Annotated in this window: 11 protein-coding genes and 1 tRNA gene; 6 read left to right on the top strand and 6 right to left on the bottom strand. The window is 60.3% G+C overall.

From position 1 onward, the window contains the following. The first annotated feature begins 38 nt into the window (after positions 1 to 38). Positions 39 to 371, top strand: a complete 333-nt coding sequence (locus BMZ66_RS10730; RefSeq protein ID WP_092672308.1) for an arsenosugar biosynthesis-associated peroxidase-like protein — start codon at positions 39 to 41, stop codon at positions 369 to 371. Positions 372 to 408: 37 nt separating this feature from the next. After that, positions 409 to 1,464, top strand: a complete 1,056-nt coding sequence (arsS, locus tag BMZ66_RS10725; RefSeq protein ID WP_092672305.1) for an arsenosugar biosynthesis radical SAM (seleno)protein ArsS — start codon at positions 409 to 411, stop codon at positions 1,462 to 1,464. Positions 1,465 to 1,632: 168 nt separating this feature from the next. Here arsS and ppk1 read toward each other — a convergent pair whose 3' ends face one another. Beyond that, a complete protein-coding gene (gene ppk1 / locus BMZ66_RS10720; protein WP_092672302.1) occupies positions 1,633 to 3,750 on the bottom strand; it encodes a polyphosphate kinase 1 in 2,118 nt (705 codons plus the stop codon). A gap of 127 nt (positions 3,751 to 3,877) precedes the next feature. Further along, complete coding sequence (locus BMZ66_RS10715) at positions 3,878 to 4,372, bottom strand: SixA phosphatase family protein (RefSeq protein ID WP_092672299.1); 495 nt, start codon at positions 4,370 to 4,372, stop codon at positions 3,878 to 3,880. Positions 4,373 to 4,643: 271 nt separating this feature from the next. Here BMZ66_RS10715 and BMZ66_RS10710 point away from each other — a divergent pair, with 271 nt between their 5' ends. Next, the gene (locus BMZ66_RS10710; protein ID WP_092672296.1) at positions 4,644 to 5,678 is read left to right on the top strand and encodes a PDDEXK nuclease domain-containing protein; all 1,035 of its coding nucleotides are present in this window, start codon (positions 4,644 to 4,646) and stop codon (positions 5,676 to 5,678) included. 115 nt (positions 5,679 to 5,793) lie between these two features. Here the strand turns inward: BMZ66_RS10710 and BMZ66_RS25530 are convergent, their stop codons facing one another. From BMZ66_RS25530 to BMZ66_RS10695, 3 genes are all read right to left on the bottom strand, one after another. Beyond that, a complete protein-coding gene (locus tag BMZ66_RS25530; RefSeq protein WP_177204688.1) occupies positions 5,794 to 7,569 on the bottom strand; it encodes a GEVED domain-containing protein in 1,776 nt (591 codons plus the stop codon). A 255-nt stretch (positions 7,570 to 7,824) separates the two neighbouring features. After that, positions 7,825 to 9,102 (bottom strand): M43 family zinc metalloprotease, encoded by a 1,278-nt coding sequence (locus BMZ66_RS10700; protein ID WP_177204687.1) that lies wholly within the window; start codon positions 9,100 to 9,102, stop codon positions 7,825 to 7,827. A gap of 387 nt (positions 9,103 to 9,489) precedes the next feature. Then, entirely contained in the window at positions 9,490 to 13,473 is a 3,984-nt protein-coding gene (locus tag BMZ66_RS10695; RefSeq protein WP_092672293.1) for a metallophosphoesterase, read from the bottom strand. A 200-nt stretch (positions 13,474 to 13,673) separates the two neighbouring features. Here BMZ66_RS10695 and BMZ66_RS10690 point away from each other — a divergent pair, with 200 nt between their 5' ends. Further along, positions 13,674 to 15,011, top strand: a complete 1,338-nt coding sequence (locus BMZ66_RS10690; protein ID WP_092673042.1) for a Pycsar system effector family protein — start codon at positions 13,674 to 13,676, stop codon at positions 15,009 to 15,011. A gap of 55 nt (positions 15,012 to 15,066) precedes the next feature. Beyond that, positions 15,067 to 15,140, top strand: a tRNA-Arg gene (locus BMZ66_RS10685). A gap of 30 nt (positions 15,141 to 15,170) precedes the next feature. Here the strand turns inward: BMZ66_RS10685 and BMZ66_RS10680 are convergent. Further along, entirely contained in the window at positions 15,171 to 15,500 is a 330-nt protein-coding gene (locus tag BMZ66_RS10680) for an HNH endonuclease (RefSeq protein WP_177204686.1), read from the bottom strand. 205 nt (positions 15,501 to 15,705) lie between these two features. On the opposite strand from BMZ66_RS10680, the gene BMZ66_RS10675 reads away from it, so the two are divergent. Beyond that, positions 15,706 to 18,012, top strand: a complete 2,307-nt coding sequence (locus BMZ66_RS10675; RefSeq protein WP_092672287.1) for a GH92 family glycosyl hydrolase — start codon at positions 15,706 to 15,708, stop codon at positions 18,010 to 18,012.

Below are 18,012 nucleotides of genomic sequence, written 5' to 3'. Positions count from 1 at the left end.
AGCTTCTTTCATTTTCGTACATCTCAGCTGACCCGCCCATGGACACCTACTACAACCCCGACGACCTCAAGAAATTTGGCAGCATCGCCGAGTTCCAGCCCGAATTTGCCGAGAAATTTTTCTCCTACTACGGGGCGGTGTTTGCCGAAGGCGCCCTCACTGCGCGTGAAAAGTCGCTTATTGCCCTGGCCGTGTCGCACGCGGTGCAGTGCCCCTATTGCATCGATGCCTACACATCGGACACGCTGGAGAAGGGCTGTACTGAGCCAGAAATGATGGAAGCTGTGCACGTTGCCGCTGCCATTCGGGGCGGGGCCACGCTGGTGCACAGCGTGCAGATGATGAACAAAGTCAAGGATTTATCCATGTAATCGAATTAGGCCGCGGCCTTAGTCGTTATTCATTCCTGTGCAATCAACCAAATCCCTAAAGGCCACGGGCCACCAGCTGGCCGACTCGGCTTTTCAGCTCACGGTGCTTAGCCGCGAGGTGGCCGAGACGCTGCATCTGCCGCTGTTTCACGAGAAGCTGCGCGGCGCGGGGTTGTTCCCGTTGCCGTCGGTGGCGCCCACCGTTCTGCAAATCAACGTGGGCAAGATGTGCAACCAGGTGTGCAAACACTGCCACGTGGACGCCGGCCCCGACCGCAAGGAAATAATGACCCGCGAGACCATGAAGGAGTGCCTGGACGCGCTGGCCAAGAGCGATATCCAAACCGTGGACCTGACTGGCGGCGCGCCCGAGATGAACCCCGACTTCCGGTGGTTTGTGGAGGAAATTAGCAAGCTGGGCCGCAAAATATTGGTGCGCTGCAACCTCACCATCATCGTGGCCAACAAGAAGTACCACGACCTGCCCGAGTTCTTCAAACTGCACGGCGTGGAGGTGGTCAGCTCACTACCCTCGTACAACGCCGACAAAACCGACCGCCAGCGCGGCGACGGCGTGTTTGACGATTCCATAAAGGCCCTGCGGATGCTCAACGCCGTGGGCTACGGCCAGGAGGGCTCGGGGCTGGTACTCAACTTGGTGTACAACCCTAGCGGGGCCTTCATGCCCGGCTCGCAAAAAGGGCTGCAGGACCAGTTTAAGCGGGCCCTGGCCAAGGATTTCGGCATTGTGTTTAACGAGCTGTATGCCATCACCAACATCCCCGTCAGCCGCTACCTCGACTACCTCATCGAGTCGGGCAACTACGCTGGCTACATGGAAAAGCTGGTGAACGCCTTCAACCCGGTGGCCGCCGCTGGCGTGATGTGCCGCAACACCGTCTCGGTGGGCTGGGACGGCGGTTTGTACGACTGCGACTTCAACCAAATGCTGGACCTGCACGTCGCCAGCCCCGGAAAACATATCCGCGACTTCGACGCCGAAGCCCTGGGCCGCCGCAGCATTGTGGTGAACCAGCACTGCTACGGCTGCACCGCCGGCAGCGGCTCAAGCTGTGGGGGGACGGTGGCATAGCAGAAAACCTAAATACTTAACCGTCTGTCATGCTGAGCCTGCGAAGCACCTTATCACCACACAACAATTTGTGCGAATGTGATAAGGTGCTTCGCAAGCTCAGCATGACAGATGGTTTTTATTTGTCTGCGGTTAAGATGAAGTTTCGCTGTGCGGCAATGATGAGACCTAAATCTTCTGCTTCTTCTCTGGCTTCACCTTAGCAGCAGCGTCACGCTGCCTCCGCTTCAGGCCTTTCAGCCAAGCGTAGGTAGCCTCCTGCGCTTGCAGGCCCTTCTTGCCGTCTTCGGGCAAGAGGTAGTTATTGTCAAAATCGCGGGCTTTCACAGTGTCGTGCCGCTGCAGGTCGAGCAAGAAGCGGACCTCGGCGCGCAAGGCCTCGTCGAGGATGGGGAAGGCCACTTCTACCCGCCGGTCAAGGTTGCGGGTCATCCAGTCAGCCGACGAGACAAATACCTTTTCCTCGCCGCCGTGGGCGAAAACGTAAACCCGGCTGTGTTCCAGAAAGCGGTCTATGAGGCCGTGCTGGGTGATGTTTTCGCTGAAGCCCGGCTGTCCGGGCACCAGGCACCCGATGCCTCGCACCAAAAGCTCCACGCGCACGCCCGCCGCGCTGGCTTCGTAGAGCTTGGCAATCATGCCGCGGTCTTCCACGGAATTTACTTTGAGAAGGATGTAAGCTTCGTTGCCTTTGTGGACCTGTTTGATTTCGTAGTCAATCAGGGCGTTGAGGCCGGAGCGTAGGCCGAAGGGGGCCACCAGCAGGTGCTCTAGTTCAGGCACGGTTTGTTGGTCGCGCAGGTAGTCGAACACGGCTTCGGATTCGCGGGTGAGCTGTTCATTGGCCGTGAAGAGGCCGTGGTCGGTGTAAAGCTCGCTGGTGCTTTCGTTGAAGTTGCCGGTGCTGAAATAGCCGTAGCGGCGCGTGCTCTCGTCGTCTTCGCGGCGAGCTATGAGCAGCAGCTTGCTGTGCACCTTGAGCTCGGGCGGAGTGAATATGACGTTGGCCCCGGCCCGCTGCAGCTTATCGGCCCAAAATAGGTTGGACTCTTCGTCGAACCGGGCCTTTAGCTCCACTATGGCCGTCACTTGCTTGCCGTGTTTGGCGGCTTTCAGCAGGGCCTTCACCACGGCGCTTTTGCTGGCCACGCGGTAGAGCGTGATGCTGATGGCCGACACGCGCGGGTCGGTGGCGGCTTCGCGCAGCAGGCGCGTCACGTAGTCGAAGGACTGGTAGGGCAAGTGCAGCAGGTGGTCGCGCTGCCCCACGGCGGCCAGCAGGCTGCCCGTGCGGGGCAGCGTGGGGTGCGGCAATGCCGGCCGGGCGGGGTAGTAAAAGCTGGGCTCGTCGAACTCCGGGAAGCCGAAGAAGTCGCGGAAGTTGTGATAGCGGCCTCCCTCCACCAGTTCCTCATCGGTGATGCCGGTTTTTTGCTTGATGGCCTGCAGTGTTTCCTGGGGCATTTCGGGGTCAAAGAGCAGGCGGGCAGGGAAGCCGGTGGCGCGCTTAGCGAGGCTGCTCCGGATTATCTCCATCAAGTCGCCCGACACCTCTTCTTCAATGTCCAGCTCGGCATCGCGTGAGAGCTTGATGGCGTTCACGGCTACCTGCTCATAACCGGGAAAGAGCTCAGCGGCGCCTATCCGGATAACATCGTCGAGAAACAGCACGTAGCGCTCTTGGCCTTCGTCGGGCAGGCGCACAAACCGGCCGCCGTGGCGCTTGGTGGGCAGCTCCATTATCAGCACTCGCTCGTCGGCCAAGCCGGCTTCGGGGTCGCGCGGCTGGCTGAGGAAGAACGTGAGGTAAACCGTTTGGTCTTTCAGGAACAGGTGGTGCAGGGTGTCGTCGAGCACCACGGGCGAAAGCAGGTCGCGCACCTTTTGCTGGAAGTAGTGCTTGGCCCACTCGCGCTGCTTATCGGTCAGCTCCGCGTCGCTCAGCAGGTGAATGTGGTTGCGGTGCAGCTCCGGCAGCAACTGCTCCCGAAATGTGACCCCGAACTCTTCCTGCTGCCGCGATACTTCCTCCAGCACCTTACGCAGCTCGCGCTTGGGCCGCTCGTTGAGCTTGGCCCGGGTCTTCTTCTTGAGCTTCACCAGCCGCCGCAGGGTGGCCACCCGTACCTTGAAAAACTCGTCGAGGTTGCTGCTGAAAATGGCCAGAAACTTCAGGCGCTCGAGCAGCGGCACGTCGGGGCTCTGGGCTTCCTGCAGCACGCGGGCATTGAAACGAAGCCAGCTTAGGTCGCGGGAAAGGGTTTGCAAGGGGGCAGGTGAGCTCATGAAGCAGAGGGTTGAGGGCGCCGTGAGGACTTAAGCCTGGCGGCCGGGGTTCCTTTACGATTTTGCCAGAAGTAAAGCCACTTCCCGGGCTTCCCCGCACCTACCTCAGCCCCTCGGGTTGGCCCAGTTAGTCAACGTTCTTGGGCGAATCAAAGAAGTAGAACTCGGCGTTGGCCTTGCCTACTTCCGCCCACTGGCTGCTGTCAAAGTGCAGGCACACCACGGCGGCCGTGGGCATTTCGTTGATGGGGTTGGGCGATAACGCGTTGGCTGTTTCGGTAATGGTGGGGTTGTGGCCCACCAGCAGCACCGAGCCGGCCGTGTCGGGCAGGTCGCGGATAATGGCCAGCAGGTCGTCGACATCGGCGCCGTAAATGCCCGGCTCAACCACGATTTTATCGTGCGGATACTTCATTTCGCGGGCTACCAGCACGGCCGTGCTCATGGCGCGCACGGCGGGCGAGCTCACCACCAGGTCGGGGCAAATGCGGCGCTTGGCCAGGGCCTGGCCCATGAGGGGGGCGTCGTCGCGGCCGCGGTCGTTGAGGGGGCGTTCCTGGTCGCTAAGCTCATCAAAGCTCCAGCTGGATTTGGCGTGGCGAAGGAGATACAGGGTTTTCATGGGACGAAGCTAGGGGTGCTTTGCTTACCTCAAGCATTAGGAAAAGGTTATGTTGGCCTTTGGGCGGTGTGTTCGGCACTTAGCAAAGCCGGATTGGGGTTAAAACGGTTCTGCCGCACCACCTACAGCATGAGCCACTTTGAGGAGCAGGCCTTGTGGCCAAAGCCAAATAACATGTACTACCCGCGGGCCTATTCGGGAGCATAAGTCTTGCTGCGTTGACTCTTCGCTGACGCGAAGCAGGCATTTTGCCTGCGCGTATCTTGGGGCGATGAACCCAGCCCCTACCGATTACCACCAGTTGCTTGCCGCCGTGAAGCGGCGTGTTCGCGAAGCACAGTACCGCGCTTTGCAGCAAGTTAATCAGCAGCAGATGCAGCTGTATTGGGACCTGGGCCAGCTCATTGCCGAGCGCCAGCAGCAAGACGGCTGGGGCAAAAGTGTGGTAGAGACACTAGCTCGCGACCTACAAACAGAGTTCGTGGGCATGAGCGGCTTTTCCGTTCAGAACCTGTGGTACATGCGGCAATTCTATCTCGAATACAGCACCAATGGAATTCTCCAACCATTGGTTGGAGAAATCAGCTGGGCCAAGCACATACTCATTATGAGCAAGTGCAAAGACCCGCATGAGCGGCTTTACTACACGCTGCAAACCCGCAACAGCAACTGGACCAAGGCAGTGCTGGCTCAGCAGTTGAAAGCCCAGGCTTACCAAAAGACCATCACAGCCCAGCACAACTTCCCCACTACCCTCACCGCAGCCCAACTGCCCGCGGCTACTCTGGCGCTGAAGGATGAATACACCTTTGGCTTTCTGGCCCTCGCTCCCGAGCACTCAGAGTATGAGTTGGAGCAGGCGCTGCTAAGCAACGTCCGGCGCTTCCTGATTGAGATGGGTGGCGATTTCACTTTCATTGGCAACCAGTTCCGACTGGAGGTTGAAGGCCAAGAGTACTTTATTGACCTACTGCTTTTCCACCGCGAACTGCAATGCCTGGTAGCCGTGGAGTTGAAGATTACCGAGTTTCAGCCCGAATATGCGGGCAAGATGAACTTCTACCTTTCCCTGCTCAATGAACGAGTGAAGAAGTCCCACGAACAGCCCAGCATTGGCATCATCATCTGCCAAAGCAAGCAGCGAACGGTCGTAGAATTCGCTTTGCGCGATGTAAACAAACCCATCGGCGTAGCCACTTACACCCTCACCGATACCCTCCCTGCCGAGCTACGCCCTTTCTTCCCCAGCAACGAGGAATTGGTGCAGCGCCTAGATGCCGTAACGGCTGCGCTGCGCTCTGCATAAGTGTCTGTCTTAGTCTTCCTCACTATCCACACGGTCTGGCAAGTATTGAACACAAAAAAGCCCTGGCTCAATAGCCAGGGCTTTTTTACGCAGATTACGGGCGTTCTACAGTCGCTTATTCTTTCACAAAGCGCTGGTGCGTGGTCGAGCTGCCGTCGCTGATGGTGAGCATGTAGATGCCCGACCGCAGGGCCGACACGTTCAGCTGGCCATCTCCGAAAGTCAGGCCCCGTACCTCGCTGCCGCGTACGTCGTGCACTCTCACCGTGAAGGGTTGCTCAGAGTCAGCAGTGGTAGGGCGGGCGATGCGCAGCACGTCGGTAGCCGGGTTTGGAAACAGGGTGTACTGGTCGGCTAGGCCGCCGGCCGTACGGGTGGCGATGCCGCCCTCGGTGCCGTCGGTGCGGGTGGTGCCGCCGCCCACGTTCAGGGTGTAGTCTTCGGTTTCGCCGTAGCTGTAGCTGCTGCAGCTGGTGGTGGCCGAGTTGTCGCTCACGATGACCCGCAGGCGGGTGCTGCCGTTTTTGGCGCCGCTGGGCACGGTGAAGCTCGCCGAGCGCGTGGTGCTCGAGGTGCTACCCGCGGCGTTCACAATCAGCTCGCCCGCATCGGTAAACACGCCGTTTTGGTTCCAGTCGGCATATACTTTCACGTACTCAGTGTAGGCGCTGCCCGAAAAGCCCACCGAAAAGTTGATGGTGTAAGCTGCCCCTGCCGTAACGTTGGTGCTCAGGGCCGTGCCGTTGTAGTAGCCGCCATCGGCACCCGACGTGCGGTTGATGCTGCCTAGTTGCACTAGGTCAAGCCACTCGTAGGCCACGCTGCTGCCTTTGCTGGCGCAGTAGGTGGGCGCAGTGGGCGTGGTAGTGCCGGGAGTCGTGCCGCCGGCGGAGGTCTTCAGCGAAGCGCGGGCACCGCCCGTGGCAAACAGGGCGTTCATGCGGCTGCTCTGGCCGGTGCTGAACATGTACATGCAGGCATCGTCGGTGTAGTCCATGTAGTTCATGAACATGTCGCCGCTGGTGGTATTGCCGCAGGTGCGGCGCGGGAAGCTGGGGCAGCCCGTGTTGCTGGTTTGCTGGGTGGGGGTGTCGGCCACTAAGTCGTTGCCGCAGGAAGCATCGCCCCAGATGTGGCGCAGGTTCAGCCAGTGGCCTACTTCGTGCGTGCCGGTCCGGCCCAGGTTGAAGGGCGCGGTGGCCGAGCCGTTGCGGCCAAAGGCCGACGTGCGGATAACCACGCCATCAGTAGCAGCCGCGCCGCCCGGAAACTGCGCATAGCCCAGAATGCCGCCGCTCAGGTTGCACACCCACAGGTTGAGGTAGCTGCCGGCGGGCCAGGCGTTGAGGCCGCCCGTGGTAGTGCTCTTCATTTTGTCGTCGGTGCCCCAGCTGGTAATGGTGGTCGACTTGCGCTGAATGCCCGTGGTGGCGTTGCCATTGGGGTCGCGCTTGGCTAGCGTGAAGGCAATGCCCACATCGGCTACGGAACCTGCAAAGGCCGAGGGTGTCTTACTAGCATCAGCATTGAGCTTCTGGAAGTCTTCGTTCAGGACGTCAATCTGCGACTGAATCTGAGCGTCGCTGATGTTCTGGGCCGTGGTGTTGTACAGCACGTGCACCACCACCGGGATGGTGAGCGTAACGGCCGTGCTGCGCTGCAGCGGGCCCGCGGGCAGCGCGGCAAATTGCTGGGTTTGCTTTTCAATGGTGGCCAGGCGTTGGGCCAGGGCCGGGTCGGCGGCGAGCTGCGCGGCCAACGCTTCCATGCTGGCGCAAGTGCGGCCCGACTGGGGCTCGGTCAGTCCGGTAGCAGTCTGGGCCTGGGTAGCGGCCGGAATGCAGGCCAAGCCCAACAGGCCCAGCGTCAACTTGTACACATTAAATCTCATGTGGAATTTGAAAAAGAAGTGAAATGGTAGAAAGCAAAATTCAGTTGAGCTCAAAAGTGAAATCTTGTGTTTATCGCATCGAAAAGCATCATCTTTTGAATAGATGAAATCAAACTCGGGGATTCAACAGGTAGAATTCCATTATTAGCAGAAATACAAGAATGCTTATGACATTTTTTTATTTCCCGCTGAAGGCAAAAAAAGAGTCGCCCCACGGGCGACTCTTAATTCAAGCAAAGGCAGGCGCCGTAGCTACTATTCTTTTTCGAAGCGCTGGTGAGTTACCTCCGTGCCATTGGCGATGCGGATGTAGTACAGGCCCTTGGGCAGCGAGGCTACCTGCACGTGGCCGTCGCCATCGTAGCGCACCTGCGACATTTGCTGGCCGCGCAGGTCGTACACGCTGATGGCGTAGGTGCTCTTGGTTTTACCCGGGATTTCCAGGTTCAGCACGTCGGAAGCCGGGTTGGGGTAGAACGACACGGGTGCTACTGCGGCCACTTGGCGCTGCACTGCGGCTCCGTTAGAGGTTTTCAGCGACTCGCGGGCGCCGCCCACGGTAAAGAGGGCATCCATGCGGCTGCTTTGGCCAGCCGTGAACATGTACATGCACCGGTCGAAGGTGTAGTCCATGTAGTTCATGCTCATGTCGCCCTGGTTGTTGCAGGTAATTTTAGGAAAAACAGGGCAGCCGCCATTACTGGTCTGCTGGGTGGGGGTGTCGGCCACCAGGTCGTTGCCGCAGGAAGCATCGCCCCAGATGTGGCGCAGGTTCAGCCAGTGGCCCACTTCGTGCGTGGCCGTGCGGCCCAGGTTGTAGCTGGTAGCAGTGCCGCCGGGCACCGAGGAATACAGGCAAACTACACCATCGGTAGCCGCGGGGCCGCCCGGGAACTGGGCATAACCCAGCAGGCCGCTGCCCAGGTTGCAAAGCCACAGGTTGAGGTAGCTGCCCGCCGGCCAGGCGTCGCTGCCACCGCGCTTGCTGTTCTTCACAGCATCGTTGCTGCTGAAGGAGCGGGTTTTGGTTGACACGCGCACTACGCCGTTGGTGGCACCACCGGTGGGCGTGCGGGTAGCCAGCACAAAGCGCACGTTGGTGGCCGAGGCCACGCCAGCGTAAAGCGCCGGCACATTGCCAGCGTCGCTGTTCATTCTGGCGAAGTCGTCATTCAGGACTTTAATCTGAGCGTCGATTTGGCTCTGGGGTACGTTCTGGTCGGCAGTATTGTACACCACATGTACCACCACCGGAATGGTGATGACACCATCGGCAGTAGCCGAGGAGCGCTGCAGCATGGTGGGCTGGGCCAAGTAACGACGGGTTTGGGCTTCAATGGCTTCCATGCGCTGGGCACGGGCCGGGTCGGCAGCCAGCTGGCCCTCAAACACTTCCATGGTAGCGCAGTTGCGGCCAGGAGCTTCTTGCCGAACAGGCGTCAGGTTGAGGGGCTTGCGCACCAGGGCATCCTGCGCGAGCAAAGAGGTAGCGCTGCCCAATAGGGCCAGCGCGGAGAGGTATACCTTCTTCATGTAGTAGTTGGAAATAGGATGTGGAAAAGGTGGAAATGAATTTAGCGGGACGGAGAGCCGAGGGGTTCTTTTCGGCAATCAGCGGGTTCAACGTTGCCAAATAATTAAGGTTATGGCCGTTTTTGTCAGAAAAAATAAAATAAACTCAGTTAAAATTGAATTCACTGTTAGGAAAAGTTGGTTTAAACGAAATCAATAAGGTTTCGTGCAATGTGAGGAGTTTATGAAAAAGCCCAAATTTTGTACATTGAAGCACACCCTGTAACGACGGAAAATTTGGGCAAAAAATTAGCCCGTTTCCAAAGCTAGCCAGCCCTGTGGGCCGACCAGCTCCGAAAACGGGCTGACAATGTGTTGCTCTGCGGCGCGTGTGCCGGAGCTTATTAGTTAGAACAGGAAGTCGAAGCCAAGGAACAGCAACCGCTCCTCCCCTTTCGAGTACGTGACGTTGATAACAGCTTGCTTGAGGATGTCGACGTAGACGCCGCCCCCGAAACCGGTGTGCAGCGCGCCTAGGCCGGTGCGCACGTCGTTGTCAGAATACACACGGCCGGCATCGGCCAAGCCCAGCACACCGAGCTTGCCCGGAAACAGGTAGGCATTAAAGGACAGCAGCTGAATGCGGGCCTCGAAGTTGCCGTAGAGGCTGCCGCGGCCGGCGTAGCGCGTGCGGCGGTAGCCGCGCAGGTTGGTGGTGCCGCCCAGGGTATTGGCCTGGTAAAAGCGGTAGTCACCAATGTTGCGCGTCACGCCCAGGCGGCCGGCGTAGGTGATGTGCAAGGGGAAGTTGGGTGTGAGGTAGGCCCGAATTTCCGAGGTGAGGCGGCCAAAGCGCAGCCGCTCGTCGTTGAGCTGGAAGTTGTACTGGGCCTCGTTGTACCACCGGATGCCGATGCGCGGGTTCTTGGGCGACGAGCTGGCGTCGAGGTTGAAGTACAGCAAACCACCGAGGTAGTGGTTGGGCCGGAAATCCGAGGCCCGAATACCGAAGCGGCGGTTTTCGTAGGTGGTTTCACCAGCGGTAGTGGTAAGGCTGTCGAGGATAACGGAGCCGATGGGCGACTTTTCAACCTCAAACCGGTCGTACTGCGGGCCGTAGCCCATGGTAAGGAAGCTGAACAGCTTGCGCTCCAGCGTGGGGGCAATGGTGAGGCGCTCGAACCGCACCCGATACGCCGAGTTCACGGTGCGCACCGTCACCCGGTCGCGGTCGGCATCGGGCCGGGCAAAGTTCTCGGTGTCGTTGCCAATGCCAAAGAAGTTGTAGAGCAGCTGCGGGCCGAAATACTGGGCGGACACGCGCAGGTCGTGCTTGCCAAACACCCGCGTAAACTGCCCGGTGTAGCGCAGGTTGTAGGCTTCGCGGGCCGGGGCAAAGTTGGCTACCAGGGTTTGCTCTGAGGCAAAAGGCTCGCGGCGGAAGCCGTAGCGGCGGTGCGTAACGCCACCGCCCAGCAAAATGCCGTCGTCGATGTTGAACCCGAAGAACAGGGCCGGGCCCGTGTAGTTGAGGCGGTAGTCTTTAAGGTCGAAACGCTTGGGGTGGTCGTAGCGGCTCACGTCCACGCCCGGCTCCAGGCGCAGGCGCGCATCCTTGCCGGTGTTGATGACGTTGCCGGTGTCGCCGTCGTACACCTGAATTTTGTGCCGGAAGCCGGCCACGTTGCTCACGTCCGTGATGGTGTCGCGGCCGGTGCCGCCTATCAGCCGCATCTTAATGCCTTTGTTGGCCTGGCCCTTCACCTCGTACACGTCGTTGCCGCTGATACCGTAGAGGCGCAGCTCCTTGGTCACGCCGTACTCCACTTCGCGCTCAAACATCGTCTTGGTGAGCCGGCCCTCCTTCGTGATTTTGCGCACCTGCACGCGGCTGTTGCCGTTGGGCAGGCGCTCTACCACGAACTTCTCGTTCTTCTCGCTGCCGCGCACTTCCACAATCTCCGAGAGCAGGTTGGAATACTTGGCAGCCAGGTCGGGCAGCAGCTCGCGCCGGCTCTTGAGCTTGGCAATGATTTCGGCGGCGTGCAGGTCGTAAATCTCCTTGGACCACCGCTCCCGAAACGCCTTCTCGATGATGGCATCGGTCAGGTTTTCCTTCATGTAAGTGGCCTGGGCCACCCACTGCTCGCGCGTTACGCCGCTCAGGAAGGTGCGGTCGTTGGCCAGCGCGGTTTGGTTCAGGCCCTTGTAGTCGGCGTAGTCGTAGCCGAAATTCTGGAAGTTGCGAATCGCAAACTTGCGGCTCACCAGGTAAGGCAGCAGGCCATCGCCCTTAAAGAACACAATGTCGCGGTCTTCGGGCACGGCCGTGAAGGTGCGGTCGCCGTCCTTGCTCTTCACCTCGGCCCAGCGCCACTGGTCTTCGTGCCGGTCCCAGTCGCCCACCCACATGTCGAAGAGGCGCGAGCGGGCAAAGGCCACCGCGTCCACTTTATTGTCGTTGTCTTCCAGCACGCGCTCGAGCACGCGCTCCGTGCCCACCAGGTTTTTGGCGTAGCCCAGGCTGGCCACATTGCTTTGGTCGTCTTTGGCGTCCTCTTCCAGGGCCGCAGGCCGGTTGGCAAAGGTGCCGTAGTACTGGCCCAGCAGGGGGTCTTGCGGAATGTAAACGGGCTCGGGGTTGGTGTGCAGAATGCCCGCGGCGGTGGCCAGCGGCGGCAGCACAAACGAGCCGTAGGGGTGCTGGGCCGAAATCTGGTCCTGCAGCACGTCTTTGGCCAGGCCGGTGCGCAGGTTTTCGGGCAGCACGGCGGCGGGGTCCTTGTCGATGCCCCGCAGCGAGAAGTTGTGGCCGGCTTCGTTGCGCAGCTTCAGCGAAAGCGTTTGCTTGCCGCCGCCGGTTTTGTAGGGCACCAGGCCGCCTTTGGCGGTGGCCAGGTCCAGCACGGGCAGCTTCACGGGCGTGGCCCACGCTGCGCGGTAGTGCTTGCCGAGCAGCCAGTTGTGCACGCGGCCGTGCTTGTTGTAGTCCGGGTTTATGGCCACCGTCACGGTGCTGTCGCGGAAGTCCGGCCGGGCCAGGGGCAGGGGCTGCACGGCCACGGCTTGGTCGTCTCGCTTCTTGCGCTTGCCCTCGGGCGTCACGGGGGGCGCCGGGGTGGTGGCCACGTCGCCGGTGGTTTTGGCGTAGAGCGGGCTCCGGAACACCACGCGGGCCTTATCGCCGTTGCCTTCGGGCACAAAGTATTCGGTCCAGACCTGCCCGTCGTCGTAGTAGTTCACACGGGCAAAGCCCTTCTCCTTGTCCGAGAAAATGGCGCCACCGTCTTTGCCGGGCTTCACGTGCTGGGTTTTGCAGCCCGAGCCGCTCACGATGCAGTGCGTGTCGCCCTCCTTAAAGTACTGCAGGTTGTGCTCGTGGCCGGCCGCGTAAATAATGTTGGGGTACTTGTTGAAGATGTTCATCAGCCCCTGCTTGTAGGCCTGGTAGGCCGGGTAGGCTATGTCCTGACTAATGCCGCCGTACTTGCGGGCAAACGGGTAGATGGACCCAATGATGGGCAGCGGCAAAAACGCGTACTTCCGCACGATGCTGAGCGGGAAAATGTGGTCGGCCAGCGTGAAGTAGCCGCCGTGCACGCCGTCGCTAAACAAGGGGTGGTGCCCCACCACCATGATGTTCTTGTCTTTGTTGCGGGCAATGATGTCCTCGAGCTGGGCCATGAAATCGGTCTCGTCGTCGACGCCGCAGCCGCCGCTCGAGCCGTAGGGCCGCTCGTTTTGCTGCGTCAGGAACCACTGCGAGTTGATGGTGATGAGCACCAAGTCGTCCTGCAGCCGGATTTCGTAGGGGCCGGGGCAGCCGTCGGCCGGGGTGATGAAGTCGCCGGTGTAGGAAAAAGCGGCCGAGTCGCTGCCCATGTAGGCTTCGGCGTAGCGCTGCTCGCGCAGCACCTGCTCCAAGCCCCCTTTCAGGCCTTGCTTCCAGTCGTGGTTGCCCGGAATCATGTATTTCTCGCCCTGGTAGCCGCGCAGCACGTCAATCTGGTCGCGCAGGCGGCGCTCCGACTCCTTGCGGTCGTAGGCGCCTTCCTCGGGCATGCCGTACTCGTAAATATTATCGCCGAGGTAAATGGTGGTGCTCTTGGCCCCCGCCGCCATAATCTGCTTGCGCATGAAATTCAGCGACGGCTCGCCGCCCTTTGCCGCGTCGATGGGCTTGCCCACATCGCCAATCAAAAACACCGAATACCGAATGCGTGAGCTGTCGGGCGGCAGGTTCTTTTCCCAGCCAACGCCCGGGCCGCGGTAGTTGGGTCGGGAGTATTTGGGGTTTTGGTCAGACTCGCCCTGGGCCAGGGTACTCAATGGGAACGCCAAAACCGCGCAAAGCGTTAGCAGCGCGGGTCGAAAGCGAAAAAATAAGGGCATAAAGCTAAAAATGGATGGGGCACCGAAGCCCTAACGCAGGGTACTGAAGTAAACGTACGACCGGCGCGGGAATGGCCTGCATAGGCCCGTTACGCAAAGCGCTGCGGTGCGGTTAGGCTTGTGTTTTTTAACTTCTATTCAACGCTTCGCGTTCAATGCTGGCAAGCCCGCCGGATGAACCGGCCGTAGCTTCGCCTGTCATGGAAGAAATCACCCCCGATACCGTCGTAACCGCCTCCCTTGTGGCCCCGGGCGCACCGACGGCATCTCCCGAAAGTACTACCCCTTCAGCAGCCCCAGCCCTCCCCGCGGAGGTGGCCGGGAAGGCGCCCAAAACCAAAGTTTCTGCCTTGGTGAAAGACGCGCAGGCTTACGTAACGGAGCTTTTTAACAAGGAGTTGACGGCCAAGCTTACCTACCATTCGCTGCGCCACACCGAGGCCGTGGTTAAAGAATGCCGCGCCCTGGCCACCGACGCCAACCTGAGCCCCGAAGACACCGAAGCCCTGCTGGTGGCCGCCTGGTTTCACGATACCGGCTACCTGGACGTGTACGACGGCCACGAGTTTCGCAGCATGGAGCGCGCCAGTGCCTGGCTCACCGAGCGCGGCGCCGATGCCGCCCGCACGCAGCTGGTGCAGGACCTCATCAAGGCCACGCACCGCGACTCGGAGCCCGAAACCGAGCTACAAAAGCTGCTCACCGACGCCGACATGAGCAACCTGGCGCGCGAAGATTTTCGCTCCAACGCCGAGCTCCTGCGCACCGAATGGGAATTGGTGCTGGGCAAGACGTACACCAACCCCGAGTGGGCTGAGCAGCAGCTCAACTTCATGCTCGAGCACAAGTACGAGTCGGAGGCCGGCAAGGAGCGCTACGCCCAAGCCTTCAAAGAGAACGTGGCCGAGCAGCGCGAACGACTCAAAAAAACCGAGAAGAAAAAGAAGAAAAAGGTCGAAGCCGCGACCGATACGTTCGCCGACCCCAAGCGCGGCGTGGAAACCATGTTCCGCACCATGTACAACAACCACATGAAGCTGTCGGACATGGCCGATAAAAAGGCCAGCATGATGATTTCGCTCAATGCGGTGCTGCTGTCGGTCATCATTACCTACCTGGGTGCTAAAAGCTCGACCCTGGGCCCGGAGTTCACGCGAAACCCGGTACTGGCCATCCCGATGAGCATCTTGCTGCTTACCTCACTGGCCTCGGTGGTCACGGCCATTCTCTCGGCCCAGCCCGACGTCACGAGCTTCAAGTGGCTAAAGAAAAGCCCCCAGATTGCCACCAACCGCCGCGTCAACCTGCTGTTCTTCGGCAACTTCACCAAGCTCAGCCTTGACAACTTCCAGGACGGCATCCGCGAGCTCATGCGCCAGAAAGAAGGCCTCTACACCAACATGGTGACCGACGTGTACTACCTCGGCGAGGTGCTTTCCCGCAAATACGGCCTGCTGCGCACCAGCTACTCGGTGTTCATGGTCGGGCTGATTCTGACGGTGCTGTCGTTTATCATCGTGCTGCTGTATAAGTCGTAGATTGAACCCATAATCCGCAGTCGTGCGTTATATTTGCTGAGCACGTTTGCCAACCGGACCTGTAGCTTAACTGCATAAAGCAAGCCTCTCCTAAGGGCTAGAGTACAGGTTGGATTCCTGTCAGGTCCACTTTTTTGAACCCCACACGGGGCGACCTTCCTAGCTAAGGCCGCCCCGTGTGGGGTTTATTGATAGGAGACCGTGGTCGTATTCCCAGTGGCAGTTTGGGCACAGCACCAGAATATTTTCCGCTCCTGATACCTTCTCTACCGTAGCCGAATCAGGAAAAGATTTGATGGGCAGTTTGTGGCAGTATTCGACGTGCTTGTCATAGCCGCACGATTGACATACGCGGGGCCGATGGGCATTTAGCAGCCGCGTAATGCTGTTGAGATAGCCACGGTAGTAACTGGGGTGCTTGATAGCATCTTTGGCTTTGAGTTGCGCCACGGTTAGCTGGCTATAGTCGGCTTTGCGTTTGCCGTGCACAGCGCAAAACTGCCGGCTCGCGGGAATCAAAACATCGCAGTCGGCACATTTGCGCGTTAGCAGCCGCTTAGGAGCCTGTTGGTTGGTATGAATGGCCGCATGTGAGCGGGAGCAGTATTTGGGATTAGCGGTTGTGGCGCCACAATGCAAGCAGTTATTCATGGCCCGAATTACTGGATATTGCCGCCTAATTCGCACTACCCGTATGAAGAAGCCGAAGAAACTTCTGCTCCTGTTGCTTCTGTCTGCAACGGCTATTCAAGCCCAAAAAGCCCCCGAAAACCTCGTGCAGTACGCCCACCCCATGGTGGGCACCCAGAAGATGGGCCACACCTACCCCGGCGCCACCGTGCCCTTCGGCATGGTGCAGCTCTCGCCCGATACTGACACGCTGAGCTACGAGCTGAACGGCAAATACAACCCCGACATCTACAAGTATTGCGCAGGCTACAACTACGACGACCGCACCATCGTCGGCTTCAGCCACACGCATTTCAGCGGCACGGGACACTCCGATTTGGGCGACTTCCTCATCATGCCCACCACCGGCCCGCTGCAGCTCAACACCGGCACCGCTGACCGGCCCCAGAGTGGCTACCGCTCCGCATTCTCGCATAAGAACGAGGTAGCCGAGCCGGCCTATTACAAGGTGAAGCTCGACGACCACAACATCACCGCCGAGCTCACGGCCACCACCCGCGTGGGCTTCCACCAATACACGTTTCCGGGCACCGAGCCAGCTCACATCATTCTGGATATGATGGCCGGCATCTACAACTACCCCGATAAGAACGTGTGGAGCTACGTGCGCATCGAAAACGACTCGCTCGTGACCGGCTACCGCCAAACCACCGGCTGGGGCCGCACCCGCACCGAGTACTTCGCCATGCAGTTCTCGAAGCCCTTCAAAACCTACGGCGCCCGCAAATACGACCCCAAGGAAGTTTACCGCGGTTTTTGGGGCCGCTTCGACCAGACGCAAGGATGGCCTGAGCAGGCCGGCCGCCAGCTGCGCCTCTACTTTGATTTCAGCACCGTGGCCGGCGAGAAAATTAAGGTCAAGTTTGCCATCTCGCCTGTGAGCGCGGCCGGCGCGCTGGCCAACATGCGCGCCGAGCTGCCCGGCTGGAACTTCGACCAGACCCGCCGCGCCGGCCAGCAGCTCTGGCAGCAGGAGCTGAGCAAAGTCACCATCCAAACGCCCAACCGGGCCGATAAGGAGAACTTCTACACGGCTCTCTACCACGCCTGCCTCAGCCCTACCATCTACCAGGACACCGACGGCCAGTACCGCGGCCTCGACCAGCAAACCCACCGAGCCGAGGGCTTCACGAACTACACCACCTTCTCGCTCTGGGATACTTTCCGGGCCCTGCACCCGCTCTTCAACCTCATCCAGCCGAAGCGCAACGCCGACATGGTGCAGTCCATGTTGGCCCACTACGACCAGAGCGCCGAGCACATGCTGCCCGTCTGGAGCCACCACGCCAATGAAAACTGGTGCATGAGCGGCTACCACAGCGTCTCGGTAATTGCCGATGCCGTGCTCAACGGCGCCGTGCCGCCCGCCCAGGCCGAGCGCGCCCTGGCCGCCTGCGTGGCCACCGCCCGCCACCGCTGGTACGACGGCCTCGGGGACTACATCACCCGCGGCTACGTGCCCAACGAGCGCAGCGGCACCTCCGTCTCCACCACTCTGGAGTTTGCCTACGACGACTGGTGCATCGCCCAGCTCGCCCAGAAGCTCGGCCACGCCGACCTCTACCAGGAGTTCAGCAAGCGCGCCACCAACTGGCAAAACGTGTTCGACCCGCGCGCCAACGCCATGCGCCCGCGCCTGGCCGACGGCAGCTTCCGCCCCAAGTTCGACGTGCTCAGCACCAACGGCCAGGGCTTCATCGAGGGCAACGCCTGGAACTACACCCTCGCCGTGCCCCACGACCCCGCCGGCCTCATTGCGCGCATGGGCGGCAACCGCCGCTTCGTGCCCCACCTCGATTCGCTCTTCACCATGCACCTGCCCGACTCGTTCTTCGCCGAAACCGAGGACATCACCCGTGAGGGCATCATTGGGGGCTACGTGCACGGCAACGAGCCCGCCCACCACGCCGCCTACCTCTACAACTACACCGACCAGCCCTGGCGCACCCAGGCCCAGGTCCGCAACATCCTCGCCCGCCAGTACCACCCCACCCCCGACGGCCTCGGCGGCAACGACGACTGCGGCCAGATGAGTGCCTGGTACCTCTTCTCGGCCCTCGGCTTCTACCCCGTCGCCCCCGGCTCGGGTCAATACGCCCTCGGCAGCCCCCTCGTGCACGGCGCCATCCTGCACCTCGAAAACGGCCAGCAATTCACCATTCAGGTCAAAAACCAAAGCGCCAAAAACGTCTACGTGCAGCAAGTCACCCTCAACGGGCAAAAGCTGACGCAGCCGTTTCTGGCGCAGCAGGACGTGGCGAAGGGTGGCACGGTGGTGTTTGTGATGGGGGCGCGGCCGATTTGGAAGTAG

The organism is Hymenobacter arizonensis (assembly GCF_900115775.1).
GTDB lineage: Bacteria > Bacteroidota > Bacteroidia > Cytophagales > Hymenobacteraceae > Hymenobacter > Hymenobacter arizonensis.
This window is presented reverse-complemented; position numbering and strand designations above follow the sequence as displayed.

What these genes read in the sequence shown, in the direction of transcription:
- BMZ66_RS10730 (WP_092672308.1), top strand. Translation starts at nt 39, where the DNA reads ATGGACACCTACTACAACCCCGACGACCTCAAGAAATTTGGCAGCATC.
- ppk1 (WP_092672302.1), bottom strand. Translation starts at nt 3,750, where the DNA reads ATGAGCTCACCTGCCCCCTTGCAAACCCTTTCCCGCGACCTAAGCTGG.
- BMZ66_RS10715 (WP_092672299.1), bottom strand. Translation starts at nt 4,372, where the DNA reads ATGAAAACCCTGTATCTCCTTCGCCACGCCAAATCCAGCTGGAGCTTT.
- BMZ66_RS10710 (WP_092672296.1), top strand. Translation starts at nt 4,644, where the DNA reads ATGAACCCAGCCCCTACCGATTACCACCAGTTGCTTGCCGCCGTGAAG.
- BMZ66_RS25530 (WP_177204688.1), bottom strand. Translation starts at nt 7,569, where the DNA reads ATGAGATTTAATGTGTACAAGTTGACGCTGGGCCTGTTGGGCTTGGCC.
- BMZ66_RS10700 (WP_177204687.1), bottom strand. Translation starts at nt 9,102, where the DNA reads ATGAAGAAGGTATACCTCTCCGCGCTGGCCCTATTGGGCAGCGCTACC.
- BMZ66_RS10695 (WP_092672293.1), bottom strand. Translation starts at nt 13,473, where the DNA reads ATGCCCTTATTTTTTCGCTTTCGACCCGCGCTGCTAACGCTTTGCGCG.
- BMZ66_RS10690 (WP_092673042.1), top strand. Translation starts at nt 13,674, where the DNA reads ATGGAAGAAATCACCCCCGATACCGTCGTAACCGCCTCCCTTGTGGCC.
- BMZ66_RS10675 (WP_092672287.1), top strand. Translation starts at nt 15,706, where the DNA reads ATGAAGAAGCCGAAGAAACTTCTGCTCCTGTTGCTTCTGTCTGCAACG.